Here is a 24,804-nt window from a genome sequence, read left to right as displayed (position 1 = left end):
GGAAGCCCAGCGCGCATCGCACTGGCCGGCCCTCCGGTCACGCGGCCGGCACCGTCACTTCCAGCCGGTAGGTGCGGCCTGCCTCGATGCCGGTCACGCGCGCCGCCGGCAACGGCGTGCCGTCGCAGCGTACCGTCACTTCCCGCACGTCGCCACGCTGCACGCTGACGTCGAAGGTCGCGCCGCGGAACGTGCGCACGGCCTTCATGCCATGCCACGCGGCCGGCAGTTGCGGCGCAATGCGCAGTCCTTCAGCATCGCCCACCAGGCCGCACAGACCCTCGATCACGCAGCGGTAGATCCACGACACGGTACCGGTATTGAACAGGTGGCTCGAACGCCCCGCCGTGCGCGGGTATTCGCGCCACGCGCCGCGGTAGTAGTTCGGGATGAACACCGGCAGCTGCCCGCGGCGCAGGTAATCCTCCTCGTCCGGGCCGGGGATCATCTTGCGCATCAGGTCCCAGGCCTGCTCGCCATCGGCGCCGTCGTACAGGCTGTAGATGTAGAACGCGGCGGCGTGGTTGTAGACGGCGCCGTTCTCGGCCGAGCCGGGATGCTTCTGTGTGACGCGCCCGACGTCTTCGCGCATCTTCGAGAACGGCGGCGCGAACATCTGCACGCCATACGGCGTGTGCAACTGTTCTTCGACCGCGGCGATCATCGACGCGCGCTGCTCCGCGCTGGCCGCGCCGGACAGCATCGACCACGCCTGCGGGTTGAGCCAGATGCGCCCTTCCCTGTCATCGGCCACGCCGAACACCACGCCGTCGTCGGTGATGCCGCGAGCGAACCAGCGGCCGTCCCACAGGTGGGTATTGGCCGCGTCGTTCATGGCCTGCGCGCCGGCGCGGAAGTGCCGGGCTTTTTCCTCGTCGCCTTTCTGCGCGCACATGCCGGCCCACAGGTTCAATGCGTACGCGGCGGCCACCGTCAGCCAGCCTGACACGCCCTTGCCCTTGTAGCCGACCATGTTCATCGGATCGCACCAGTCGCCTTGCGCGATATACGACAGCCCGCGCTCGTCGCGCTCCGTCAGCAGCCAGTCCATTGCGCGGCCGATGCGCTGCGCCACCGTGAAGCCGTGGCCTTCGCTGTCGAATACCAGCTCGTCGAGCAGCGCCCAGTCGGCCGTCTCATCCAGGTAAGCCTTCAGGCACACGGGCAGCCACACGCAGTGGTCCGTGTGCGGCACCTGGTTGATGTATTTCAGTTCGGCGCCTTCGACCAGCAGGATCCCGTCCGGCATCGCGCCGCTGGCTTCCTGCTGCGACAGCGCATGCAGGAAGGCGCTGCGCGCGGTGGGCGGGTGGACGAAACTCATGCCCATGTTGTCCTGCAGGTAGTTGCGCGTCTGCGGATCGGTGGTCAGGCGGTTCGAGCCGCCGTGGTAGTACACCTGGCGCGGCAGCCAATGGTTGACGAAGTTGTCGAATTCCGGGTCCGGCGTCTCCACCGTCACGCAGCCCGCGCCGGCGCCGATGTACGCGGCATAGGCTTCGCGCGCGGCGGCGAAACCGGCGGCGGAGAGGTAGCGCTCGCGCAACGCGGCGATCTCGGCATCGTCGAACGCGGGCCCGAACAGGAAGCGGTATTCCTCGCTGCCGTCAGCCGCCAGCGCCAGCCGGTACTGCACGGCGGCCACCGGCGTTTCATAGCGCGCATCGCCGCCGGCCAGCACGGCTTCCCGCAACGCCGATGGCGCATGCAGGCCACCTTCTCCTTCGAACGCTTCCTGGGCGGCTTCCCATGCGTCGGGGGTGCGCTCGCACAGGAAGAAGGTGCGGTCCTTGAAATCCTTCTGCTTGAAGTAGTCCGCCACCTTCTGGTAGGGCGTGACGGACGACGCCACGATGCCGCCAAGGTCGGCACGGTATTCGGCCGACTGGTTCATCCAGCTCATGTAGCCGATCGTGAAGTACGGGTACACCGACAGGCGGCGCGGCCGCCCGGAGAGATTGCAGATCTTCAGCGACCACAGCTCGGCCACGTCATCCACCGGCAGGCCCATGACGAGTTCGATGCGGATGCCGAGGTTCTCGACAATCCACGCCATGTCGCTTTTCCCGGCCGAGAACTCGAAGCGGTCCGGCGTGGCGCGCACCGGTTCGTGCGGCACGGAGAACAGCTCGCCCGTTTCCTCGTCCTTCACGTAGAAGAAGCGGCCCGGATGGTGCGCGTAGTATCCCTGCTCCGGCTGCATGAACGTTTTCGCTTCCAGGTTCGGCGCATAGGCATACTTGGCCGGCTCCGGCTGCATGTACTGGGCCACCGCGTAGCCGCGGCAGTTCACCTGGATCATCATCCTGCGGTTCCACAGGAAGCCGGCCGCGCGCGGCATGGCAGTTGGCGACAGCAGGTCATAACGCTGCCCGTCAGCGGACGGGCGCAGGGTCGAGGGGTGTTTCGGGGCTTGCATCAGGTTCTTCTCCGGAATTGCGGGATGCCGGCTTGCGCGCGGCGAGGTCGGACTGGATGGTGCGCAGCGTGGCCGCGTCGAGCCGGTAGCAGCACATCACGCCCACGGCGGCCAGCGCGAAGGCGGCGGGAATCAGCGACATCAGCCACACGATGCCGGCCGTGGAGCCGGGGTTTTGCGCGGCGTTCGGCACATAGCCCAGCGTGGTGAACAGCGTGCCGATCACGGCCACCGCCAGCGCGGTACCCAGTTTCTGCGAGAACGTGGCGGCGGCGAACGTCATCGCCGTGGCGCGGCGGCCGGTGCGCCATTCGTTGTAGTCGGCCGTGTCGGCGTACATCGAGAACGCCAGCGGCGATTTCGGCCCCAGTACCAGGCCCATGCCGGCCTGCAGCACGAACATCAGCCACACCTGGTCCTGCGGCACGAAGAAATAGGCGCCGGACAGCACCGCCGTGGTGCTCATCAGGATGATCATCAGCTTCTTCTTGTCGACGAAGCGCGTCATCAGCGGCGACGCGGCGGCGCCCACGGCCGCGGCGAACATGTATACCGACACGAAGGTTCCCATCAGCTCCGGCCGGCCGACCACGTACTTGAAGTAATAGGCGGCGGTGGTGGTGCGCAGCGTGATGGTGACCATGATGATCAGCGCCAGGAAGAACAGCACCACCCACGGGCCGTTGCGCGACAGGTCGCGCACGTCCTGCATGACGTTGCTCTTCTGCTGCGGCGGCGGCGCGATGCGCTCGCGCGTGTTGGCGAAGGCGATCAGGAACATCACGCAGGCCGCCACCGCCCACGCCGCCATCGTCAGCTGCCAGCCCCGCTCGTCGTTGCCGTTGCCGAACGCCTTCACCATGGCCGGCGTGGCGGCGGTCACCAGCATGCTGCCGCCGAAAGCACAGATGAAGCGCAGGCCGTTGATGGTGGAACGTTCCTGCGGATCGGCCGACATCACGCCGGACAGCGCGTTGTACGGGATGTTGATGGCGGTATAGCAGACCATCATCAGCAGGTAGGTACCGTAGGCCCAGAGCAGGCGGCCATCGCCATCGAGATCGGGCGTGGTGTAGGTGAGCACCGCGGCGCAGCCGAGCGGCACGGCCACCCACACCAGGTAAGGGCGGAATTTGCCGAAGCGGGTCGTGGTGCGGTCGGCAATGGCGCCGATCATCGGATCGGTAAAGGCGTTGATCAGCTTGATCGCGAACATCATCGACGCCGCGGCGGCGGCCGAGATGCCGAATACGTCGGTGTAGAAGATCAGCAGGAAGGTGGCGATATTGGTCCAGTAAAAATTGAACCCCATGTCGGCAATGCCGTAGCTGATCTTTTCGCGCCATGAAAGCCGAACGCCGGCGTGCCTGGCTGCACGGTTTTGTGAAGAATCACTCATTGGGAAGGCCTGCGAAAAAAAAACTGCGCGGGCAGACCAATGTCCACCCGCACAGAAAAAAACAGACCGGGAAAGTGTAACCCGGTCCGCCCATCGGACCTTCCGTCATGCTGCCCGGGATGCGCGCGGCGTGAGTGCCGCAGCGGCAATGGCGGGTGGCTTGGTGCGCAGCATGGTCGTCTCCTCCTGCATCGCGTTGCCGTTCATCTCTGTGGACGTGCTGGCAGCGCTAACAATCAATTTGTCCTAGCCAGCGCGACCTGGTTTTTTATCATTTTCGATACTGCTCTGATAGCGCTAACAGATGCATTTAGTGTAATCACGGCATTTTGCGAAGTCAACACATTCGTGCACGGTATCGCCAGATTCTTTGCACCGCATTCCACACGCGCATTCCACATGCGTTCCCGCCGCCGGCTCGACCTGGGAACTTCGCCATCCACCAGCCGCTGCCACACTTTGACAAACTTTTATGCGTGTGAATGCGTATCATTCTCAGTTGCGCGCGGCCCAGAAGTTTTCAACAGTCATGCTCGAAACAGGATCGTCGACCACGGCGGCCGCGGAAAAAGTCAAAAACAATCGGATCAGGAACATGAATCACACTCTGCAACGCACCCCGCTCGCCGCCGCCCTCTGCCTGGCCTTCCTGGCCACTGCCGCGGCTGGCCCCGCCCTTGCGCAAGTCGCCCCCGAGCAGCGGCTGGCCGAAGTCCAGGTCACCGCCACCGCCGAGGAGGAGCTGAAACAGGCGCCCGGTGTATCGACGATCACCGCGGCCGACATCGAGGCACGCCCGCCCGCCAACGATCTCTCCGAAATCATCCGCACGATGCCGGGCGTGAACCTGACCGGCAACAGCTCCACCGGCCAGTACGGCAACCACCGCCAGATCGACCTGCGCGGCATGGGCCCGGAAAACACGCTGATCCTGGTCGACGGCAAGCCGGTCACTTCGCGCAACTCGGTGCGCATGGGCCGCAGCGGCGAGCGCAATTCGCGCGGCGACACGAACTGGGTGCCGGCCGAACTGGTCGAGCGCATCGAAGTACTGCGCGGCCCGGCCGCGGCGCGCTACGGCTCCGGCGCGGCCGGCGGCGTGGTCAACATCATCACCAGGGCGCCGGGCGACAAATTGTCCGGCTCCGTCACGGCCTATGCGCTGGCGCCGGAACATGGCGAGGAAAGCTCGACGAAGCGTCTCGGCTTCAACCTGTCCGGCCCGCTGGCCGGCAAGTTCTCGTTCCGCGTGTTCGGCAACGTGAACAAGACCGATGCGGACGACCTGTCGATCAACGCCACGCCGGAAAACACGGCCGATGGCGCGATCCCGCCGGCCGGCCGCGAAGGCGTGCGCAACCGCGACGTGGGCGGCCTGCTGCGCTGGGACCTGGCACCGGGCCAGGTGCTGGAACTGGAATCGGGCTTTTCCCGCCAGGGCAACATCTATGCGGGCGATCGGGCGGTCAATTCAACCGGCACGCCGCTGCTGGGCGAGCTGGCCAATGCCGGTGCGGAAACCAATGTGATGATCCGCCGTACCGCCTCGCTGACGCACCGCGGCAAGTGGGATATCGGCACCTCGAAGCTGTCGCTGCAATGGGAAAACACCGACAACACGCGCCTGAACGAAGGCCTGGCGGGCGGCCCGGAAGGCAGCATCTCGAATGCCACGTCGTGGTCCACGTCCGAGCTGGAAAATTACATCCTGAACGGCGAACTCAATATGCCGGGCAAGCTGTTCGGCCTGTCGCAGATGATGACGGTGGGCTTCGACGTGCGCCAGGAAAAACTGAACGATCCGTATTCGATGACGCAGACGGCCACCGCGATTCCCGGCCTGGGCGCGACCAACCGCGACGGCAAGGCCGATGCCGAAACCTATGCCGTGTACGTGGAAGACAATATCGGCGTGACCAGCGAGCTGATGCTCACGCCCGGCCTGCGCTTCGACAAGCACAGCCAGTTCGGCAGCAACTGGAGCCCGAGCCTGAACGCCTCCTATGCGCTGACACCGACCGTCACGCTCAAGGGCGGCGTGGCGCGTGCATTCAAGGCGCCGAACCTGTACCAGTCGAACCCGAACTACCTGTACTACACGCGCGGCAACGGCTGCCCGGTCAACAATCCGAACCTGGGCGGCGGCTGCTACCTGCGCGGCAACGACAACCTGGAAGCGGAAACGTCGGTAAACAAGGAGATCGGCATCGGCTGGAGCGATGCCGGCCATAGCGCCAGCGTGACTTATTTCCACAACGATTACCGCAACAAGATCGTCGGCGGCATGGACAGCCTGCTGGGCAACACGTCGGCCAACGGCCGCCTGTTCCAGTGGGAGAACGCGCCGAAGGCCGTGGTGCAGGGTGTCGAGGGCAATGTGACGATCCCGTTCGGCACCGGCGTGAAGTTCATCAACAACCTCACGTACATGATCGAGAACGAGAACAAGACCACGGGCGAGCCGCTGTCCGTGATCCCGGAGTTCACGCTGAACACGTCGCTCGACTGGCAGGTGAACGACAAGGTATCGCTGCTGTTCACCGGTACCTGGTACGGCAAGCAGGAGCCGCGCAAGCTGACCACGCAGGGCGCGCCAGCCACCGGCGACGCGCTGAACACGCTGGACCCGTACAGCGTATGGGGCATCAGCGCCGGCTATGCGTTCACGAAGAACCTGCGCCTGCGCGCCGGCATCAACAACCTGTTCGACGAACGCCTGTTCCGCCAGAGTACCAATGGCACGACCGGCGCTGCTTCGTACAACGAAGCGGGCCGTTCGCTGTTCGTCAGCCTGACTTCGTCGTTCTGATTCTTGCCTTGATCCCTGGCTCGCCCGCGTACCGGCAGTGCGCGTGCGCTTTCGTTGAGAAGGACTTACCGTGAGCAAGAACACTCCCCTGCCCGCCTCCTACCGATGGCTGGTCGCATCGCGCAGCGTGGCGGCGATCTTCGGCGGCTATGTGCTCGCCGCCGCCTGGGCCGCATGCATGAGCCTGTGGCTGCAAAAAACCGGCATGGCCCGCGTGGATGCCGTCAGCACCGCTACCATGTCGTCGTTCGTCGTGCACCTGTGTGCGGCGATCTGGGTGTTCGCGGTGGCGAGCACACGCCGTGCGTGGATCGGCATCGTGCTGCCCGCCGCACTGCTGGCGGCCCTGGCGTGGCTGGCCAGGGTCGGCGCGGGAGGTGCGGCATGAGGCCCGACAGCAGGCCGGAAGGCATCCGCCAGTCGATGTCGTGGCTGCACACCTGGACCGGCATCGTGCTGGGCTGGCTGTTGTACGCGGTGTTCTTCACCGGCACGCTCAGCTATTTCCTCGACGAGGTGAACCTGTGGATGAAGCCGGAGCTGCATGCGTCGATACCCGGCGCCGATGCCGCGCAGACGGCTGCAGTAGCGATGGCCGGCATGCAGAAGCTGGCGCCGAATGCGAACACGTGGACGCTGGAACTGCCGAACGAGCGGCAGACCACCGTGTCTGCCAGCTGGCGCGACAGGAATGCCGCGGCCGGCCGCGCCGGCACCAAGCGCGCCGAACTCGATGCCGCCACCGGCGAAAAGATCGAATCGCGCGAAACGCGCGGCGGCAATTTCCTGTACCGCTTCCACTTCGAACTGCATGCGATGGATCGCGTAACGGGCCGCTGGATCGTGGGCATCGCCACCATGTTCATGTTCGTCGCGATCATCAGCGGCGTCATCACGCACAAGAAAATCTTCACGGAATTCTTCACGTTCCGGCCGAAGAAGGGCCAGCGCTCGTGGCTCGACGCGCACAATGCGACAGCCGTGCTGGCGCTGCCGTTCCACATCATGATCACGTTCTCCGGCCTGCTGCTACTGATGGGAACGCTGATGCCGTGGGGTGCTGAGAGCGCCTATGGCGGCGATCGGCAGGGTTACAACATGGAGCGCCGCGGCATGGTGGCGGGCGGGCAGCAACAGCAGCAGCAGCAACAGCGTGATGGCGCCGGCCGCGAGGGCGGCCGTGGTGGACAGGAAGGCGGGCGTGGCGGCCGTGCGCGTGATGGGGCCGATGCCGGCGTCCACCTGGCGGCGGCGATCGTCCCGATGATGGCGCAGGCGCGCGCCGAGTGGCCGGACCATGCAGTGGGCCGCATCACAGTCAACCGTCCCAACAAGCCGGGTGCCACGGTGGAACTGCGTGCGCACGGCAGCGACAGCCTGACCACGCGCGGCGCCTCCGAGCGGCTGGTCTTCGATGCCGCCACCGGCAGGATCAAGGAGCGCCCGCCGCTGCCGACACCGTCCGCCGCGAGCGCGTTCGGCAACGTGTTCTCCAGCGCGCACATGGGCCGCTTCGCCGGGCCAACGGTGCGCTGGCTGCTGTTCCTGTCCGGCGTCGTCGGCACCGCGATGGTGGCCACGGGACTCGTGCTGTGGGTCGTCAAGCGGGCGCCGGAGCGCAGGAAGCTGGGCCGCACGCCGTTCGGCCACCGCGTAGTGGAAGTGACCAATATCGGCGTCATCACCGGCCTCGCGCTGGCGACCGGCGCCTACTTCTGGCTGAACCGCCTGCTGCCGGTGGAAATGGCGGAACGATCGGCATGGGAGATCAACGGCTTCTTCCTCGCCTGGCTGGCCGCGCTCGTGCATGCCGCGGTGCGCCCGGCGCGCGCCGCGTGGATCGAGCAGTGCATCGCCGTGGTCGTGCTGTTCGTGCTGCTGCCGGTGCTGAATCCGCTGACCGGCGGGCATGGGCTGTTCACCAGCATCCCGCTCGGCCAGGCCGGCATCGTCGGTTTCGATTTCGCGATGCTGGCCATCGCTGCGCTGTTCGGCTGGATCGTCCGGCACCTGGTCCGCAAGGCCCGGCCGGCCGCGCAGGCCGTGCCGGCCGCATTGAAGGAGGTGACGCCATGACCGCGCTGATCGTGCTGGCGCTGAGCTATGCGGCCATGGCGGCGGTATCGCTGTCGATGGAACGGCACCAGGAACAGGTGTACGGCAAGCCGTTTGCCGCGATGCCGCTGCGGCTGGGCGGCTGGGCCCTGCTGGCGGTGGCGCTGGTGCCGGCGGTCGCGGCCTGGGGCACGTCGGTGGGCATCCTGGCCTGGCTGGGCTTCCTCACCTTCGGTGCGCTGGGCATCGGGCTGCAGATGACCTATGCGCCCCAGCCGGTACGCTGGACGGCGCCGGCGGGAGCGCTGCTGGGCGCGATTGCATGGGTGCTGGCATAAATACGATCCGGCGATGGCACCTGCCTTGCGGCACTGCTACAATCAAGGCTTGTAAATGAGAATCATCCGCATTGGCGGAATGCCCCGATGACAGCAGCCGACCATATCCTCGTCGTCGACGACCACCCCGAGATCCGTAGTTCCCTGGCCGCCTACCTGCGGCGCCAGGGGCTGGCGGTCACCACCGCCGCCGATGCGGCCCAGGCCGGCGTGCTGCTGCGCAAGGAACGCTTCGACCTGATCGTGCTGGATGTGATGATGCCGGGCGAAGACGGCCTGTCGCTGTGCCGGCGCGTCAGCGGCACGCTGGATACGCCGGTCATCCTTCTGACAGCCATGCATACGTCGGCCGACAAGGTGGCCGGGCTGGACAGCGGCGCCGACGACTACGTGGTGAAACCGTTCGACCCGCCGGAACTGGTGGCGCGGATCCGCATGGTGCTGCGGCGCTGGCGGCGCGCCGCCAGCCCGGCCGGCAATGGCGCCGGCGGTTATGCGTTCGGTGGCTGGTTCCTCGATACCGGCAAGCGCGAACTGTTCGATCCGGACGGCCAGCCGGCCGCGCTGTCCAGCGCCGAATACCGGCTGCTGCGGGTGCTGGCCGAGCATCCCGGCACGGTGCTTTCGCGCGACCGGCTGATGGACCTGATCGGCGGCGGCGACGCGCTGGCCTTCGACCGCAGCATCGACAGCCAGGTGAGCCGGCTGCGCAAGAAGCTGGAGCCGGATCCGCGCAGACCCAGCCTGCTCAAGACCGTATGGGGCAACGGCTACCTGTTTGCCGCCACGGTGACGGCCCGCCCGGCCCTCGCCGTCTCGTGAAAGGGTTGGCCGCGCGGCTGCTGCCGCAGACGATGGCGGGCCAGCTGGTCGGCCTGCTGTTCTGCGGGCTGCTGGCGGCGCACCTGATCGCGCTGCTGGCCACTGCCAGCAACGGCGGCAGCGGCACGCTGCACAGGATGTCGCGGCGCTACGTGATGGAAAACGTCGCATCGGCCTACCGGCTCGCGCTGGTGCAGCGCGATGCCGCCTCCGGCAATGCGATGCTGGCGGCGCTGGACACGGGCACGTCGCGCCATCGCATCGGCCCGCGCAGCGCCGTCACCGATATTTCACTGGACGAGGAAGAACGCTCGCTGCAGGCCATGCTGCAGCGCGAACTGCGGCTGCCGGCCGAGGCGGTGCAGGTGTCGCTGACTCCGCATGCCGGCGTGGACAAGGATCCCGATCTCGCCATCGCGCTGCGGCTGCCGGGTGGCTGGTTCAACAGCGCGCAGCGGCCGCTCGCCAACAACCAGTGGTGGTGGAAACCGCTGCGTTTCTCGATCCCCGTCAGCACGCTGCCGGTACTGGTGATCGGCATCGTGTTCGTGCGGCGCATCGTGCGACCGATCAAGGCGCTGTCCGCTGGCGCCGAGCGTGTCAGCCGCGGAGAATACGAGCCGCTGGCGCTGTCCGGCCCGCGCGAGGCGCGCGAAGTGACGGCGTCGTTCAACCTGATGCAGGCGCGCCTGACGCGCTACCTGGAAGACCACAAGCGCATGCTGGCCTCGATCAGCCACGACCTGCGCTCGATGGTGACGTCGCTGCGGCTGCGCGCGGAACTGGTCGACGACGATGAAGTACGCAGCGGCATGCAGCGCACGCTGCGCGACATGGCGGCGATGATCGAGGAAACGCTGCGCTTTTCCAGGGACGATGCCTGCGACGAACCGACGATCGGCATCGACGTGGCCGCCATGGCCGCCGAGATCGCGGCCGACCAGGCGGCGCAGGGGCGCGACGTGGCACTGGCCTCTGCTTCCCCTTCCGCTTCGGCCGCTTCTGCCTCTTGCGCCAGCGCCGGCGAACCGCCTTCCCTGCCCTCGCTGCCCTGCCGCTGCCGGCCGCTGGCGATCCGGCGCGCGCTGACCAACCTCGTCGACAACGCCGTACGCTACGGCAGGTGCGCGCGCATCGCCGTCGCGCCGGCCCGGATCGACGGCGGCCGCGACGCCATCCGCATCACCGTCGACGACGACGGCCCGGGCATCCCGGCCGCGCAGCTCGACGACGTGTTCAAGCCGTTCTACCGGCTCGACGCCTCGCGTCAGCCGGAACTGGGCGGCGTGGGCCTCGGCCTCGCCATCGCCCGCTCCTGCATCGACGCGCACGGCGGCAAGGTCACGCTGTCGAACCGCCCCACCGGCGGCCTGCGCGCCACCATCCTCCTCCCCGCCTGACTGAAATATTGCCCAAAACCGGGGTCTGACCCCGGTTTGAGGAAATATTTCCAGGATTCGGGGTCTGACCCCGGTTTTGAGAAACACGACAGGCGAAAAAAATGCCGCCCGGAGGCGGCATTGCGATGGAGCGGTGGGGTTAGACCACGGCGCCGTCGGTCTCGTCCTTTTCCTTGACCGGCTTGATCAGGTCTTCGCGCTTGACGCCCAGCCACATGGCGATGGCGGCGGCGACGAACACGGAGGAGTAGATACTGAACAGGATGCCGATCACCAGCGCCATGGCGAAGTAGTGCAGTGCCGGGCCGCCGAAGAACAGCATCGCCAGCACCGACATTTCCGTCGAGCCGTGGGTGATCATGGTGCGCGAGATGGTGCTGGTGATCGCGTTGTCGATCACTTCCTGCACGCTCATCCTGCGCTGCTTGCGGAAGTTCTCCCGGATCCGGTCGAAGATCACGACCGATTCGTTGACCGAATAGCCCAGGCACGCCAGGATCGCCGCCAGTACCGTCAGCGAGAACTCCCACTGGAAGAAGGCGAAGAAGCCCATGATGATGATCACGTCGTGCAGGTTGGCGATGATCGCCGCCACCGCATACTTCCACTCGAAGCGGATCGCCAGGTAGATCATCACGCCGACGATCACCATGATCAGTGCGTTCAGGCCGTTCTGCGCCAGTTCCTCGCCGACTTGCGGGCCGACGAATTCCACGCGCTGCAGCGACACGATTTCCTTGCCGGCCGCGTCCACGCAGGCAGTGCGCGAACGGTGCTCGCCCTGCGGCGTCACTTCATCGAAGTGGCGCGCCGTGCCCTGCTCGGCACGGCACAACCCTTCGAATGCCCGGGCCGACGTCTTGTCCGAACTGGAGCCCGGCGTGATCGGCAGGCGGATCATGACGTTGCGGGCGGTGCCGAAGGTGGAGACCTCCGGATGCTCGAAGCCGGCCGCGGTCAGCGACTGGCGCATCTTCTCCAGGTTGGCCGCGTGCGGGTACTGAACCTCCAGCACGGTGCCGCCCTTGAATTCGATCGAAAGATGCAGGCCCTTGGTAGCCAGGAAGAACACGGCTGCGACGAACGTCAGCACCGACACCACGTTGAAAATCAACGCGTGGCGCATGAACGGAATGTCTTTCTTGATGCGGAAAAATTCCATGAGATCCTCTAAATAGCGATGGCCGTTACTTCGCCTGGCCCGGCACCCACACGGTGCCGATCGACAGCGACTGCAGTTTCTTCTTGCGGCCGTACCACAGGTTGACCACGCCGCGCGAAATGACGACGGCGGAGAACATCGAGGTCAGGATCCCCAGGCAGTGCACCACCGCGAAGCCGCGGATCGGACCGGAACCGAACACCAGCAGCGCCAGGCCGACGATCAGCGTGGTCACGTTCGAGTCGAGAATCGTGGCCCAGGCGCGATCAAAGCCGGCCGAGATCGCGGACTGCGGCGATGCGCCGGCACGCAGCTCCTCGCGGATACGCTCGTTGATCAGCACGTTGGCGTCGATCGCCATGCCCAGTGCCAGCGCGATAGCGGCGATACCCGGCAAAGTCAGCGTTGCCTGCATCACCGACAGCAGCGCCACCAGCAGCAGCACATTGATGGCCAGTGCCAGCACGGAGAACACGCCGAACAGCATGTAGTAGACGATCATGAACACGGCGATCGCGGCGAAGCCGTACAGCGTGGCGTTAAAGCCCTTGGCGATGTTCTCGGCACCCAGCTGCGGGCCGACCAGGCGTTCCTCGATGACTTCCATCGGTGCGTACAGCGCGCCGGATTTCAGCAGCAGCGCCAGTTCGGTGGAGTTCTCGATGCTGCCCATGCCCGTGATGCGGAAGCGGCTGCCCAGCTCGTCCTGGATCGTGGCCACCGACAGCACTTCCGGTTTGCCCTTCTCGAACAGCACGATCGCCATGCCCTTGCCCACGTTGTCGCGGGTGGCTTCGCGCATGCGGCGGCCGCCGTCGCCGTTCAGGTCGAGCGACACGGCCGGCTGCTGGTTCTCGTCGAACGTGGCCGTGGCGGCCGAAATGAAGTCGCCGGTGATGATCACATCCTTCTTCAGGACGACCGGGACATTCTTGCCGGTGGTGAACAGCTCCGACTCGAACGGGATAGCCGCAGTCAGTTCGGTGCCGCGCGGCACGGTCTGGTCGACCAGGCGCACTTCCAGCGTGGCGGTGCGGCCGATGATTGACTTGGCACGGGCCACGTCCTGCACACCCGGCAACTGGACGACGATGCGGTCGATGCCCTGCTGCTGGATGATCGGTTCGGAGACGCCCAGCTCGTTGACGCGCTTGGACAGCGTGGCGATGTTCTGCTTGACGCCGTTATCCATCGCCGCCTTCAGCGCATCCGGCCGCATCGACGCGGTCAGCGTCAGGTCGGCGCCGCTCGTGCCGTCGACGAACTGCAGTTCGTTCATGTCGGCCAAAGCCTTGCGGGCAGCCTGGCGTCCGGCATCGTCGCGGAACTTGACGATGATGGAATCGCGCACCCGCTCGATGCCGGCGTGGCGCACGCTCTTGTCGCGCAGCTCGCTGCGGATCGCGGCCTGGAAGCCCTGGATGCGCTTGTCCAGCGCGGCCTTGGTGTCGACCTGCAGCAGGAAGTGCACGCCGCCGCGCAGGTCCAGGCCCAGGTACATGGGCATCGCGCCCAGCTTCTGCATCCATGCCGGCGTATTGGCCAGCAGGTTGTTGGTGACGATATAGGTGGGATCTTCCGGATCGGCGTTCAGGCCGCGCTCCAGGGCCAGCTTGGCCTTGAATTGGGTATCGGTATCGCCGAAGCGGGCACGGACCGAATTGCTCGTCCCCGTATCCAGGCTGACGCCGGTGGTGGGCAGGTTCTGTTCCTTCAGCAGTTGAGCGACGCGGTCGGCAACGGCGCTGTCCACCTTCACGGTCGACTTGCCGCTGGTGATCTGCAGGGCGGGCGATTCGCCGAAGTAGTTGGGTGCCGTGTACAGTGCCCCCAGCAGCACGATGACGGCAATGACGATGTATTTCCAGACGGGATAGCGATTCATGATCTTCAGCGATAGTTGGACCGGCGGTTGGACCAAAACTGAAGCGGGCGGTCGATGCCGCCCGCTTTCTTTGGCCGGGTCTTACAGACCCTTCAGCGTGCCCTTCGGCAGCAGCGTCGTGACCGAGGCTTTCTGCACCACGATCTCCGTGTTCGGCGCCACTTCCACCGTCACGTACGCATCGGTCACGCGGGAAACGCGGCCCAGGATGCCGCCGACCGTCACGACTTCATCGCCCTTGGCAAGCGCGTCCATCATGGCCTTCTGTTCCTTGGCACGCTTCTGTTGCGGGCGGATCATCAGGAAATACATGACCACGAACATCAGGATCAGCGGCACGAAGGTCGAGAGGTTGCCCATCATCGACGCATCGGCGGCGCCGGCGGTTTGAGCATAAGCGTTGGAAATGAACACGGGTGACTCCAATGTAATTAAAAAAAACAGCGCTGTATTCTAGCACTGGCCAAAGCCGCACAGATTGCGGACTTTTACACTAATGCAAGCTCTTTTTACACGCCGCGGGCGCGATCGGCATGGAACTGCTTCACCCATTCCGGGAAGCGGTCCTCGTCCAGCGCATCGCGCATCTGCTGCATGATGTCCAGGTAGAAGTGCAGGTTGTGGATCGTGTTCAGCCGGGCACCCAGGATTTCCTGCGCGCGGTGCAGGTGGTGCAGGTAGGCACGGCTGAAATTGCGGCAGGCGTAGCACGAGCAGGTGGAATCGAATGGCTCGGTGTCTTCCTTGTAGCGGGCGTTCTTGATCTTGATGTCGCCGAAGCGGGTGAAGATCCAGCCGTTGCGCGCATTCCGGGTCGGCATTACGCAGTCGAACATGTCGACGCCGTTGCTGACCCCGGCCACCAGGTCTTCCGGCGTGCCCACGCCCATCAGGTAGTGCGGCTTGTTGGCCGGCAGGCGCGGGCCGATATGCTCGAGCACGCGCATCATGTCTTCCTTCGGCTCGCCGACGGACAGCCCGCCGATCGCCAGGCCCGGGAAATCGATCTCTTCCAGGCCGGCCAGCGATTCGTCGCGCAGCGACTCGAACATGCCGCCCTGGACGATGCCGAACAGCGCGTTCGGGTTTTCACCCGACTTGAACTCGTTCATCGAGCGCTGCGCCCAGCGCAGCGACATGCGCATCGACTTCGCCGCCTCTTCCAGCGTGGCGGGGCGGCCGTCGATTTCATAGGGCGTGCATTCGTCGAACTGCATCACGATGTCGGAGTTCAGCACGCGCTGGATCTGCATCGAGATCTCCGGCGACAGGAACAGCTTGTCGCCGTTGATGGGCGAATTGAAGTGCACGCCCTCTTCGGTGATCTTGCGCATCTCGCCCAGCGAGAACACCTGGAAACCGCCGGAGTCGGTCAGGATCGGCTTGTCCCAGCCCATGAACTTGTGCAGGCCGCCGAACTTGCCCATCACGGCATTGCCGGGGCGCAGCCACAGGTGGAAGGTATTGCCGAGGATGATCTGGGCGCCGATTTCCTTCAGCTCCAGCGGCGACATCGCCTTCACGGAGCCATAGGTACCGACGGGCATGAAGATGGGCGTCTGCACCACGCCATGGTTCAGTTTCAGCGTGCCGCGGCGCGCTTTCGTCAGACCGGTCGTGTCGGTCTTGATCAGTTTGAATTCCAGCATTGTTTGGGTATCCGTCCGGGTATCCGTTATGCCCGATTGGGCGTGGTCAGCAGCATGGCATCGCCATAGCTGAAGAAGCGGTATTCGCTGGCGATCGCGTGCGCATAGGCGGCGCGGATCTCGTCGAAACCGGCGAATGCCGAGACCAGCATCAGCAGCGTGGATTTCGGCAGGTGGAAGTTGGTGATCAGGCGCGTGACGGACTTGAAGCGGTAGCCCGGCGTGATGAACAGTGCCGTGTCGGCACTGCCGGCCTCGATCGTGCCCGACTGCGACGCCGATTCCAGCGCGCGCAGGCTGGTGGTGCCGACGGCGATCACGTCGCGGCCCGCCGCGCGCGTGGCCTTCACCGCGTCGACGGTCGCCTGCGGCATGGTGTACCACTCGGTATGCATCTTGTGCTCGGCCAGGTTCTCGGTGCGCACCGGCTGGAACGTGCCCGCGCCCACGTGCAGCGTGACATAGGCGAACTTCACGCCCTTGTCCTTCAGTTTCAGCAGCAGCGCTTCGTCGAAATGCAGCCCGGCGGTGGGCGCGGCGACGGCGCCCGGCACCTTGTTGAACACGGTCTGGTAGCGGGTCTCGTCCACTTCGCCCGGCGCGTGCTCGATGTACGGTGGCAGCGGCAGGCGGCCGTACTGCTCGATCAGGTCGAACACGTCGGCGTCGAACCTGAGCGTGAAGAACTCGCCGGCGCGCTCGCCGACCGTTACGTCGAATGCCTCGGCCAGGCGGATCTTCACGCCGGGGCCGGGCGACTTCGACGCGCGCACCTGGGCCAGCACGGTGCGCGTGTCGAGCACGCGCTCGACCAGCGCCTCGACCTTGCCACCGCTGTCCTTGACGCCGAAGAAACGTGCCTTCAGCACGCGGGTATCGTTCATCACCAGCAGGTCGCCGGGCTGCAGCAGGTCGAGGATGTCGGTGAACTTGCGGTCGACCAGGCGGGTCTCATCCACGTGCAACAGCCGGGAAGCGCTGCGATCCGGCAGCGGAAACTGAGCAATGCGCTCGGGTGGCAAGTTAAAATCGAAATCGGAGAGCGAATACATTGGTGTCATGGCGGTAGTACGCACTGGTGACGAAGCACGCACAATTCCGTTCAAAAAGCATTGGGCAACCTTCTATTGTACGCTACTGCTCCGTAGTCGAGTAAAAACTGCACCACGAAAACATGGCCGAAACGAAGCAAAGCAAGCCCCCCGTCAAGAAAGTATCGAAGGCCGCCTCGACCGAGAGCAAGCTGGCCAGGCTCGGCCTGCGCACCGACATGGACCTGGTGCTGCACCTGCCGATGCGCTACGAGGACGAGACCGAAGTGATCGACATCCGCGCGGCCTGCCTGCGCGGCGGCCAGACGTCGCAGGTCGAAGGCATCGTCACGAAGAACGAGATCACGTACAAGCCGCGCAAGCAGATGATCGTCCACATCGCCGACGACACGGGCGAGCTGATGCTGCGCTTCATGAACTTCTACGGCAGCCAGACCAGGCAGCTGGCGGAAGGCACGCGGGTGCGCGCGCGTGGCGAGCTGAAACACGGCTTCTTCGGCGCGGAGATGGTCCATCCGGGCTACAAGATCGTCAACGAAGGCGCGCCGCTGCCCACCTCCCTGACCCCGGTCTATCCTTCCGGCGAAGGGCTGTCGCAGCCCGTGCTGCGCCGCGCGATCGCCGATGCGATGGGGCGCGTGGACTGGACCGACACGCTGCCGCCGCGGCTCGTTGAGAAAATGCAGTTGCACGGCTTCGAGCCGGCCGTCAGGCTGCTGCATAACCCTCCGCAGCGGATCGACGAACATGCGCTGGCGGAGCGCTCGCACCCGGCGTGGACCCGGATGAAGTTCGATGAGCTGCTGGCGCAGCAGCTGTCGCTGAAGCGGGCGCAGAACGCGCGCCGGCAGAAAGGCGCGGCGCCGCTGCAGGCGGTGGGCTCGCTGACCGCGGCATTCCAGGCCGCGCTGCCGTTCCGGCTGACCGGGGCGCAGGCACGCGTGCTGGAGGAAATCCGCGCCGACCTGCGCCAGCCGTACCCGATGCAGCGGCTGCTGCAGGGCGACGTGGGCAGCGGCAAGACCGTCGTCGCCGCGCTGGCGGCCACGCAGGCCATCGACAGCGGCTTCCAGGCCGCGCTGATGGCGCCCACCGAGATCCTGGCCGAGCAGCATTTCAGGAAGATCGCCGCGTGGATGGAGCCGCTGGGCGTGAAAGTGGCGTGGCTGACGGGCAGCCTGAAAAAGAAGGACAAGATGGCCGCTTCGGCGCTGGCCGAGTCGGGCGAGGCACAGCTGGTGATCGGCACGCACGCGCTGATCCAGGAGACGGTGCAATTCGCCCGGCTGGGCCTGGTCATCGTCGACGAGCAGCACCGTTTCGGCGTGGGCCAGCGCCTCACGCTGCGCAACAAGGGCGCCGACGGGCTGGTGCCGCACCAGCTGATGATGTCCGCCACGCCGATTCCCCGCACGCTGGCGATGACGTATTACGCCGACCTGGAAGTGTCCGTGATCGACGAGCTGCCGCCGGGCCGCACACCGATCGTCACGCGCGTGATCGACCAGAACCGGCGCGACGAGGTGATCGAGCGCGTCCACGCCGCCGCGCTCGACGGCCGCCAGGTGTACTGGGTCTGTCCGTTGATCGAGGAATCGGAAGCGCTGCAACTGCAGACCGCGACGGAAACCCATGAAACGCTGGCCGCGGCGCTGCCGGACCTGCAGGTGGGCCTGGTGCATGGCCGCATGAAGCCCGCCGAGAAGCAGGAAGTGATGGATGCGTTCACGGCCGCCCGGGTGCACGTGCTGGTGGCGACCACCGTGATCGAGGTGGGCGTGGACGTGCCGAATGCGTCGCTGATGGTGATCGAGCATGCGGAACGCTTCGGCCTGTCGCAGCTGCACCAGCTGCGCGGACGCGTGGGCCGCGGTTCGGCGGCCAGCGTCTGCCTGCTGCTGTATCAGAGCCCGCTGGGCCCCGTGGCCAAGCAGCGGCTGGCGACGATGCGCGAAACCACCGACGGCTTCGAGATCGCCCGGCGCGACCTGGAGATCCGCGGCCCCGGCGAATTCCTCGGCGCCAGGCAGTCCGGCCAGGCGATGCTGCGCTTCGCCGACCTGGAAACGGATGGCTGGCTGGTCGACCAGGCGCGCGACGTGGCGCATGCGCTGCTGCACGACCCGGCCGGGCAGCCGGTGGTCGAGGCGCACCTGGAGCGCTGGCTGGGCGGGCGTGAGGAGTTCCTGAAGGTGTGAGTCCGATCCTGCCGAGTATGGCGGACACAACACTGCACCGATTGTCCTTGCAGACTGCAAGCGCTGGCATATGCTGGTAGACGCATTGCCAGGATCGCAGCGCCAACGCCGCAGCGCCAGGCAATAATCGACGCACACCCGGGGGTTACCATGCATCGAGCATTGCGCTTGCTGTTGCTGTCCCTGCTCAGCCTGTCGCTGTCATTGACCGCCGCCGGTACATCGGCCGCCCCGGTCATGACCTTCACCGCCAGCTCCGCCACCACCGGCATCGAGGATGCCGTTGAAACCCAATGGAACGACAGCACGTTCATCGAGCATGGCGAACGGCATAACTTCGCGTACACGCTGCGCGATGAAATCGTCTTCGAGAACGGCATGCAGTCCATCTACCACTATCGCGACGTGACGTACGACGTGGCCGGCCACGTGCGCGACTGGACGCTGCTCAATATCGACGGCATGGCCGGCGGCGCGCACAGCGTGCAGTTCGCCGCCACGGGAACGCTCGACGCCACGCAAACGTCGCGGCTTGTCGATGGCGGCGACATTTCCTTCCAGATTTTCCTGTCCCTCGGCGGCAGTTACGCGCCGGGCACCGTGCCGGAATACCCCGACCTGACACAGCCGCCGGCACCGCCCGTATTTGCGGATACCTCGTCCGGCACGCCCGTCGACCTGAGCGCCTCGGCTTACTACGACCCCGTGCAGCTGCATTATTTCGCCAACGTGCTGCAGACCTTCACCGCGCCGCGCGATCTCGCCGCTTACGACTATTCCTACCTGATCCATGCGAACGACGAGCTGCTCTCCGACCAGGCGGCGTTCATGATCTACGGCCCGGGCTATGACGCAGGCATCCGTAACCTGGGCTACAGCGAATTCCTGGGCATGGACGTGGTCGCGGTGCCGGAACCAGGCACCTGGATGATGCTGCTTGCCGGGGCCGGCGTGCTGGCAGCCCGGCGCCGATCGCGCTAACCGGGCACGGCCGCCACCCTATGCACAGCTTTCATACGCGGCGTCCCTGGCGCAGGATGAGCATCCAGGGTGAACGGCGCATCGACTAATCAACGACTCCTGGGGGATAACATGCTTCGATTGCTGCGCCCGGCATGCCTGTCGGCATGCCTTTGCCTGACATTGCTGCCATCGGCAGCCGCTTCCGCCGCCCGCGTGATGACGTTTGTCGCCAACTATGCCACGACGGGCATCGACGATACCAGCGAATGGATTTCCAGCAGCTCCTCGTTCTGGGAGAGCGGCAGCCGTTTCAACTTCGCGTACACGCTGCGCGACGAGGTCGTCGTCGAAAACGGTTTGCAGACGACTTCGCACTATCGCGACGTGACCTACGATGTCGAAGGCCACTGGCGCGATGCGGCGCACATCAGTCTCGATGTGACAGCGATCGGCGAGCATACCGCGCAATTCTGGGTCATCGCCACGCTCCTTCCCGCCGAGGTGCCCCGCCTGGTCGATGGCCTGCCGGACTTCCAGGCCAGCCTGTACCTGAGCGGCGACTATGCCGCCGGCCCGGTGCCGGAATACCCCGATCTGCTGCAGCCGCCGGCACCGCCCGTGTTCGCGGACGTGTCGTCCGGAACGCCCGCGGCGCTGGCCGCGTGGACGAATTACGACCCCTCCGGATCGTTCAACAGCAGCGCATCCCACGTCTTCACCGGGCCGCCCGGCCGGTTCCAGTTCGAGTACGCGTACCTGCTGTATGGGAACGAAGACCTGCTGACCAGCTATATCGATTTCAGTCTGTACGGCCCGGGCTACGACCAGCAGGTGCTCAACCGGGGGTACACGGAACTGCTGGGCGTCGACGTCGTGGCCGTGCCCGAACCCGGCATCTGGATCATGCTGCTGGCCGGCGCCGGCGTGCTGGTGCTGTCGCGCAGCTCCCGCTCCGTGGTATTCCGCAACTGAACGCGGGCGGTCAGAAGCACATGACGATCCGCGTCGCCATGTCGAACATGAAGCCGGGCTGCAGGTAGGCGCCAAAGCAGGCCGCCAGCACGAGGGCGACGAGGCACCAGACCAGCAGCCGCCGCCAGCGCGGGCTCATCGCGTAACCCTCCTCATGCCGCCCGCCTCATGCCGTCCTCCTCATGCCACCTTCAGTTCGGGGCGCGCCAGCGCCCGTTCGTCGATCGGCAGGTTGGCCAGGCCGGCCAGCACGCCGAGGCCGATCGAGATCGCCCACACCAGGTCGTAACTGCCCCGCAGGTCGAACAGGTAGCCGCCCAGCCAGACGCCGAGGAAGCTGCCCACCTGGTGCGAGAAGAACACCACGCCGGCCAGCATCGACATGTGCGACAGGCCGAACACCCCCGCGATGATGCCGTTCGTCAGCGGCACCGTGGACAGCCACAATACGCCCATCGCGGCCGCGAACAGGTACACCGAGAGCGGCGACAGCGGTACCGCGAGGAACAGCGCGATCACGCCGGCGCGGGAAAAGTAGATGAACGACAGCAGGTAGCGCTTCGGCAGCCGGCCACCCAGCTTGCCCGCCCAATAGGAGCCGAAGATGTTGAACAGGCCGATCAGTGCCAGGGCCGTGACGGCCACCTTGGGATCGGCCACGCCCTGGTCTTTCAGGTAAGCAGGCATGTGCACGCCGATGAACACGAGCTGGAAGCCGCACACGAAGTATCCCGCCACCAGCAGCAGGAACGAGCGGTTGCCCAATGCCTCGCCCAGGGCTTCGCGAATGCCCTGCTTGTGCCCGGCCACTGCCTGCACGGCCGGCTCGCGCAGCCGGAATGCCATCGGCACCATCAGGAAAACGACGATGGCGGCCAGCAGGTACAGCGCGTTTTGCCAGCCGACCTGCGAAATCATCGTCTGCTCGATCGGCATCAGCAGGAACTGGCCGAACGAGCTGGCGGCACCCGAAATGCCGAACGCCCACGAGCGTTTTTCTGGCGGTGCAGCACGCCCGATGATGCCGCTGACGGCGCCGAACGCGGTGCAGGCGAGGCCGAGCCCGATCAGCACGCCGGAACCCAGGATGAACAGCGTGGGATCGGAGACCGACCCCATCCAGACCAGGCCCGCCATGTAGGCGAATGCGCCGGCCAGTACCACCCGCATCGTGCCCCAGCGGTCCGCCACCATGCCGGCAAACGGCCCGAACGCGCCCCACAGCAGGTTTTGCAATGCCATCGCCAGCGAGTAGGTCTCGCGGCTCCAGCCATTTTCCTGCGAGATGGGTTGCATCCAGAAGCCGAAGCCGTGGCGCACGCCCATCGCCAGCGTCAGCACGACGCCGGTGGCGAGCAGGATCGTTTTCAGGTCGTGAGGACGCTGGCTGGCAGCCATTTAAATACTCCGAAGAAACTTAATGAAACAATTCAGCAACAAAGATGCTGCACTGCAACCAAGTATATATACATCTGCGAATAAAACCGTTGTGTTGCGCGCATTGCAACATTAGAATTGCATGCAATTTATACATCACTGAAATTACATGCTAAAAACCAAACAGTATCTTCTTCTTGCTTTCGCGGCATTTGCCGCATCGCTGGCCAATGCCGCCCCAGTCGCGGTGATCGAGACCGGCACCGCATTGTCCCAGCCAGCACCTCACGCCGCCACTACTTTGGTGGAGACCGCGCCGGTAATCGTACTGCATCCGAGCGAGCATCAGGTGCAGGTCACCCAACAGGCTGCGGCCCAGACCACTGCCGGCGCGGAGTCCGAACTGTCCAACTGGTCGATGCTGCTGGTGGGCGCCGGCGTGCTGCTGCTGCCACGCAAGCGCCGCGTCGACAACAGCGTTCGCTGATCAGCGGTCGGCGTCGTAGACGACGCCGACCTGCCGCCGCATCTCGTCCAGCACGCCCATCAGTGCCAGCGTTTCATCCAGCGGCATGACCGGGCTTTCCGTCAGTCCTTCGCGCAGGCAGCGGTTCACTTCGATGATCTCGTGTGCATAGCCGTTGCCGATACGCGGTATCCGCTGGGTGCGGCGGCTGCCGTCGTCCAGTTCCACCGTCAATTCTTCCGTGTTGTGGAAGCGGCCGAGCAGGCGCACGGAGCCCTTGCTGCCGCATACCGTGAACTCGGCCGGGGTGCGCGCGGCCAGGCTGGCCGTGCAGGCCGCCAAACCGCCGTTCTCGTGCTGCAGCGCAAAGGTACATTGCAGGTCCACTCCTGTCGGACCGAGCTGGCCGACCGCCCGTACCGATGTCACGGGGCCGAGGAAGTATGCGGCGATCGACAGCGGATAGATACCCAGGTCCAGCAGCGCGCCACCGCCCAGTGCGGGATTGAACAGGCGGTGCTCCGGCCCTGCGTCCGAATAAAAGCCCAGGTCGCCCTGCACGTTGGCCACGGTGCCGATCTCTCCGCTGGCCGCGATGCGCTTTGCTTCCAGCACGGCAGGCTGGAAGCGGGTCCACATCGCTTCCATCGCGAACAGCTTTTTCTCGCGCGCCAGCGCCACGATGTCTTCCGCTTCCCGGCGGTTGACGGTGAAGGCTTTCTCGACCAGCACATGTTTGCCCGCATTCAGGCACATCAGCGCGTTCTCACGGTGCATCGGATGCGGCGTGGCGATGTAGATCGCATCGACATCCGGATCGTCGGCCAGCGCCTGGTAGCTGCCGTGGCTCTTCGTCAGTTCATGCGCGCCATATTCGGTGGCAAATATGGTAGCGCTATCAACATGGCGGGATGCAACGGCCGCGAGCACGGCATCGGGCGTGTCCTTCAGCGCAGTGGCAAAGGCCTTGGCGATCTTGCCTGTGCCGAGGATGCCCCAGCGAATCGTTCGTACTGTCATGATGTCTCCAGAGTGGGTGCGTTCCGCTTCGGGCGGAACACGGTGGTGTCGCCATAAAACGCATCGTCCTGCTCCGCCCACCAGCCGGGAATGCCCAGCACCGGCAGCGGTGTGAAATCAGCCTTGCGCAGGCCGGCCGTGCGCAGGCGTTCGGCCACGTGCGCATCGATCCATGCCTGCTGTTGCTCGCGCGGCAATGCAAAGTACGCATCCGGCGCGGCCACCACCAGCGTGTGCGCGGTGATCGCCTTGTACGGCGCCACCAGCTTTTCCATCAATGCATGGCCGAACAGCCAGACCTGCGCCGCCGTGCCGAACAGCCCGGCGCGCTCGACGAATGCTTCGCGCCAGCGATGGTTGCGCAGGGCGTCGGCCAGGGCGTGGCCTTGCATATTATCCAACACCACGAGCAGGGCCGCATTCTCGTCGAACAGCGTGGCCGCGTCGCGTGCCGGGCCGCGCTGGCCACCGATGCCGTCGCGCGCGATCTGCGCCGCCTGCAAGGCATTCAGTTCGCGCTTGACGAGCGGGAAGCTGAGCCATACCAGGCCATTGAAAAAATCGTGCAGGTTGTCGCGCGTGGGCACGCAGCCAGTGGCGCCGATGTGTTCTTCATACGCCGTGCCGTCGGGGAGCGCGGCCTGCGGCACGAAGCGGACCGGCAGGCCGGCATGGTTGACCAGGCCCAGCGCCGCGGCACGGGCGCTGAAGCTGCCGATGACGTCGGCCACGTCGACGGTCTGCGCCGCCGGGCGCACCGCGTCGAACCAGCGGCGCGACCAGTCGACCGGCGGCAAGGACAGGGACGACATCGGCTG

General features: G+C 65.6%; 21 protein-coding genes. 10 read left to right on the top strand and 11 right to left on the bottom strand.

Annotated elements, in window-relative coordinates; all coding sequences use genetic code 11:
- Positions 1-37: 37 nt before the first annotated feature.
- On the bottom strand, positions 38-2,419 hold the full coding sequence (locus ACY34H_RS27825; RefSeq protein ID WP_464980667.1) for a GH36-type glycosyl hydrolase domain-containing protein: 2,382 nt from the start codon (positions 2,417-2,419) through the stop codon (positions 38-40).
- Complete coding sequence (locus tag ACY34H_RS27820) at positions 2,376-3,818, bottom strand: MFS transporter (protein ID WP_464980666.1); 1,443 nt, start codon at positions 3,816-3,818, stop codon at positions 2,376-2,378. The genes ACY34H_RS27825 and ACY34H_RS27820 overlap by 44 nt, the downstream gene beginning before the upstream one ends.
- 595 nt (positions 3,819-4,413) lie before the next feature.
- Between ACY34H_RS27820 and ACY34H_RS27815 the strand changes: the two genes are divergently transcribed.
- From ACY34H_RS27815 to ACY34H_RS27790, 6 genes are all read left to right on the top strand, one after another.
- A complete protein-coding gene (locus tag ACY34H_RS27815; RefSeq protein WP_464980665.1) occupies positions 4,414-6,627 on the top strand; it encodes a TonB-dependent siderophore receptor in 2,214 nt (737 codons plus the stop codon).
- Between the two features lie 70 nt (positions 6,628-6,697).
- Positions 6,698-7,015, top strand: a complete 318-nt coding sequence (locus ACY34H_RS27810) for a DUF3649 domain-containing protein (protein ID WP_464980664.1) — start codon at positions 6,698-6,700, stop codon at positions 7,013-7,015.
- On the top strand, positions 7,012-8,703 hold the full coding sequence (locus tag ACY34H_RS27805; RefSeq protein WP_464980663.1) for a PepSY-associated TM helix domain-containing protein: 1,692 nt from the start codon (positions 7,012-7,014) through the stop codon (positions 8,701-8,703). The genes ACY34H_RS27810 and ACY34H_RS27805 overlap by 4 nt, the downstream gene beginning before the upstream one ends.
- A complete protein-coding gene (locus ACY34H_RS27800) occupies positions 8,700-9,020 on the top strand; it encodes a DUF3325 domain-containing protein (protein ID WP_464980662.1) in 321 nt (106 codons plus the stop codon). The genes ACY34H_RS27805 and ACY34H_RS27800 overlap by 4 nt, the downstream gene beginning before the upstream one ends.
- An 87-nt stretch (positions 9,021-9,107) precedes the next feature.
- On the top strand, positions 9,108-9,842 hold the full coding sequence (locus ACY34H_RS27795) for a response regulator (RefSeq protein WP_464980661.1): 735 nt from the start codon (positions 9,108-9,110) through the stop codon (positions 9,840-9,842).
- Positions 9,839-11,242, top strand: coding sequence for an ATP-binding protein (locus ACY34H_RS27790; protein ID WP_464980660.1), 1,404 nt, complete (start codon positions 9,839-9,841; stop codon positions 11,240-11,242). Before ACY34H_RS27795 ends, ACY34H_RS27790 begins: the two co-directional genes overlap by 4 nt.
- Positions 11,243-11,381: 139 nt before the next feature.
- Here the strand turns inward: ACY34H_RS27790 and secF are convergent, their stop codons facing one another.
- The 5 genes from secF to queA form a co-directional block, all read right to left on the bottom strand.
- On the bottom strand, positions 11,382-12,404 hold the full coding sequence (gene secF, locus ACY34H_RS27785) for a protein translocase subunit SecF (RefSeq protein ID WP_464980659.1): 1,023 nt from the start codon (positions 12,402-12,404) through the stop codon (positions 11,382-11,384).
- A gap of 25 nt (positions 12,405-12,429) precedes the next feature.
- Positions 12,430-14,289 (bottom strand): protein translocase subunit SecD, encoded by a 1,860-nt coding sequence (secD, locus tag ACY34H_RS27780; protein WP_464980658.1) that lies wholly within the window; start codon positions 14,287-14,289, stop codon positions 12,430-12,432.
- 81 nt (positions 14,290-14,370) lie between these two features.
- Positions 14,371-14,703 (bottom strand): preprotein translocase subunit YajC, encoded by a 333-nt coding sequence (gene yajC / locus ACY34H_RS27775; protein WP_464980657.1) that lies wholly within the window; start codon positions 14,701-14,703, stop codon positions 14,371-14,373.
- A gap of 95 nt (positions 14,704-14,798) precedes the next feature.
- Complete coding sequence (gene tgt / locus ACY34H_RS27770; RefSeq protein ID WP_464980656.1) at positions 14,799-15,938, bottom strand: tRNA guanosine(34) transglycosylase Tgt; 1,140 nt, start codon at positions 15,936-15,938, stop codon at positions 14,799-14,801.
- A 26-nt stretch (positions 15,939-15,964) separates the two neighbouring features.
- Positions 15,965-16,990: a tRNA preQ1(34) S-adenosylmethionine ribosyltransferase-isomerase QueA gene (queA, locus tag ACY34H_RS27765; protein WP_464980655.1), complete on the bottom strand. Its 1,026-nt coding sequence runs from the start codon at positions 16,988-16,990 to the stop codon at positions 15,965-15,967.
- Positions 16,991-17,112: 122 nt separating this feature from the next.
- Here queA and recG point away from each other — a divergent pair, with 122 nt between their 5' ends.
- The 3 genes from recG to ACY34H_RS27750 all read left to right on the top strand — a co-directional run bounded on the left by recG (position 17,113) and on the right by ACY34H_RS27750 (position 21,123).
- Complete coding sequence (gene recG / locus ACY34H_RS27760; RefSeq protein WP_464980654.1) at positions 17,113-19,188, top strand: ATP-dependent DNA helicase RecG; 2,076 nt, start codon at positions 17,113-17,115, stop codon at positions 19,186-19,188.
- Between the two features lie 150 nt (positions 19,189-19,338).
- Positions 19,339-20,169 (top strand): PEP-CTERM sorting domain-containing protein, encoded by an 831-nt coding sequence (locus tag ACY34H_RS27755; RefSeq protein ID WP_464980653.1) that lies wholly within the window; start codon positions 19,339-19,341, stop codon positions 20,167-20,169.
- 111 nt (positions 20,170-20,280) lie between these two features.
- Positions 20,281-21,123, top strand: a complete 843-nt coding sequence (locus tag ACY34H_RS27750) for a PEP-CTERM sorting domain-containing protein (RefSeq protein ID WP_464980652.1) — start codon at positions 20,281-20,283, stop codon at positions 21,121-21,123.
- 10 nt (positions 21,124-21,133) lie between these two features.
- Here ACY34H_RS27750 and ACY34H_RS27745 read toward each other — a convergent pair whose 3' ends face one another.
- Positions 21,134-21,262 (bottom strand): hypothetical protein, encoded by a 129-nt coding sequence (locus ACY34H_RS27745; protein ID WP_464980651.1) that lies wholly within the window; start codon positions 21,260-21,262, stop codon positions 21,134-21,136.
- Between the two features lie 41 nt (positions 21,263-21,303).
- Positions 21,304-22,521 (bottom strand): MFS transporter, encoded by a 1,218-nt coding sequence (locus ACY34H_RS27740; protein ID WP_464980650.1) that lies wholly within the window; start codon positions 22,519-22,521, stop codon positions 21,304-21,306.
- Positions 22,522-22,669: 148 nt separating this feature from the next.
- On the opposite strand from ACY34H_RS27740, the gene ACY34H_RS27735 reads away from it, so the two are divergent.
- Complete coding sequence (locus ACY34H_RS27735; RefSeq protein ID WP_464980649.1) at positions 22,670-22,987, top strand: hypothetical protein; 318 nt, start codon at positions 22,670-22,672, stop codon at positions 22,985-22,987.
- Here the strand turns inward: ACY34H_RS27735 and ACY34H_RS27730 are convergent, their stop codons facing one another.
- Together ACY34H_RS27730 and ACY34H_RS27725 are read right to left on the bottom strand one after the other, a co-directional pair.
- Positions 22,988-23,986 (bottom strand): Gfo/Idh/MocA family protein, encoded by a 999-nt coding sequence (locus ACY34H_RS27730; RefSeq protein ID WP_464980648.1) that lies wholly within the window; start codon positions 23,984-23,986, stop codon positions 22,988-22,990.
- Positions 23,983-24,798 carry a DUF3025 domain-containing protein gene (locus tag ACY34H_RS27725; RefSeq protein WP_464980647.1) on the bottom strand — a complete coding sequence of 272 codons (816 nt, stop codon included), beginning with the start codon at positions 24,796-24,798 and terminating at the stop codon, positions 23,983-23,985. The genes ACY34H_RS27730 and ACY34H_RS27725 overlap by 4 nt, the downstream gene beginning before the upstream one ends.
- Positions 24,799-24,804 lie beyond the last annotated feature (6 nt).

This window comes from Pseudoduganella sp. jia 9, from assembly GCF_055502615.1.
The sequence above is the reverse complement of the archived record's forward strand: the minus strand, read 5'-3'. Positions and strand labels throughout refer to the sequence as shown.

What these genes read in the sequence shown, in the direction of transcription:
- ACY34H_RS27740 (WP_464980650.1), bottom strand. Translation starts at nt 22,521, where the DNA reads ATGGCTGCCAGCCAGCGTCCTCACGACCTGAAAACGATCCTGCTCGCC.
- ACY34H_RS27745 (WP_464980651.1), bottom strand. Translation starts at nt 21,262, where the DNA reads ATGAGCCCGCGCTGGCGGCGGCTGCTGGTCTGGTGCCTCGTCGCCCTC.
- ACY34H_RS27805 (WP_464980663.1), top strand. Translation starts at nt 7,012, where the DNA reads ATGAGGCCCGACAGCAGGCCGGAAGGCATCCGCCAGTCGATGTCGTGG.
- ACY34H_RS27730 (WP_464980648.1), bottom strand. Translation starts at nt 23,986, where the DNA reads ATGACAGTACGAACGATTCGCTGGGGCATCCTCGGCACAGGCAAGATC.
- secD (WP_464980658.1), bottom strand. Translation starts at nt 14,289, where the DNA reads ATGAATCGCTATCCCGTCTGGAAATACATCGTCATTGCCGTCATCGTG.
- ACY34H_RS27725 (WP_464980647.1), bottom strand. Translation starts at nt 24,798, where the DNA reads ATGTCGTCCCTGTCCTTGCCGCCGGTCGACTGGTCGCGCCGCTGGTTC.
- ACY34H_RS27795 (WP_464980661.1), top strand. Translation starts at nt 9,108, where the DNA reads ATGACAGCAGCCGACCATATCCTCGTCGTCGACGACCACCCCGAGATC.
- ACY34H_RS27755 (WP_464980653.1), top strand. Translation starts at nt 19,339, where the DNA reads ATGCATCGAGCATTGCGCTTGCTGTTGCTGTCCCTGCTCAGCCTGTCG.
- recG (WP_464980654.1), top strand. Translation starts at nt 17,113, where the DNA reads ATGGCCGAAACGAAGCAAAGCAAGCCCCCCGTCAAGAAAGTATCGAAG.
- ACY34H_RS27735 (WP_464980649.1), top strand. Translation starts at nt 22,670, where the DNA reads ATGCTAAAAACCAAACAGTATCTTCTTCTTGCTTTCGCGGCATTTGCC.
- ACY34H_RS27750 (WP_464980652.1), top strand. Translation starts at nt 20,281, where the DNA reads ATGCTTCGATTGCTGCGCCCGGCATGCCTGTCGGCATGCCTTTGCCTG.
- queA (WP_464980655.1), bottom strand. Translation starts at nt 16,990, where the DNA reads ATGTATTCGCTCTCCGATTTCGATTTTAACTTGCCACCCGAGCGCATT.
- ACY34H_RS27820 (WP_464980666.1), bottom strand. Translation starts at nt 3,818, where the DNA reads ATGAGTGATTCTTCACAAAACCGTGCAGCCAGGCACGCCGGCGTTCGG.
- ACY34H_RS27800 (WP_464980662.1), top strand. Translation starts at nt 8,700, where the DNA reads ATGACCGCGCTGATCGTGCTGGCGCTGAGCTATGCGGCCATGGCGGCG.
- ACY34H_RS27825 (WP_464980667.1), bottom strand. Translation starts at nt 2,419, where the DNA reads ATGCAAGCCCCGAAACACCCCTCGACCCTGCGCCCGTCCGCTGACGGG.
- secF (WP_464980659.1), bottom strand. Translation starts at nt 12,404, where the DNA reads ATGGAATTTTTCCGCATCAAGAAAGACATTCCGTTCATGCGCCACGCG.
- ACY34H_RS27815 (WP_464980665.1), top strand. Translation starts at nt 4,414, where the DNA reads ATGAATCACACTCTGCAACGCACCCCGCTCGCCGCCGCCCTCTGCCTG.
- tgt (WP_464980656.1), bottom strand. Translation starts at nt 15,938, where the DNA reads ATGCTGGAATTCAAACTGATCAAGACCGACACGACCGGTCTGACGAAA.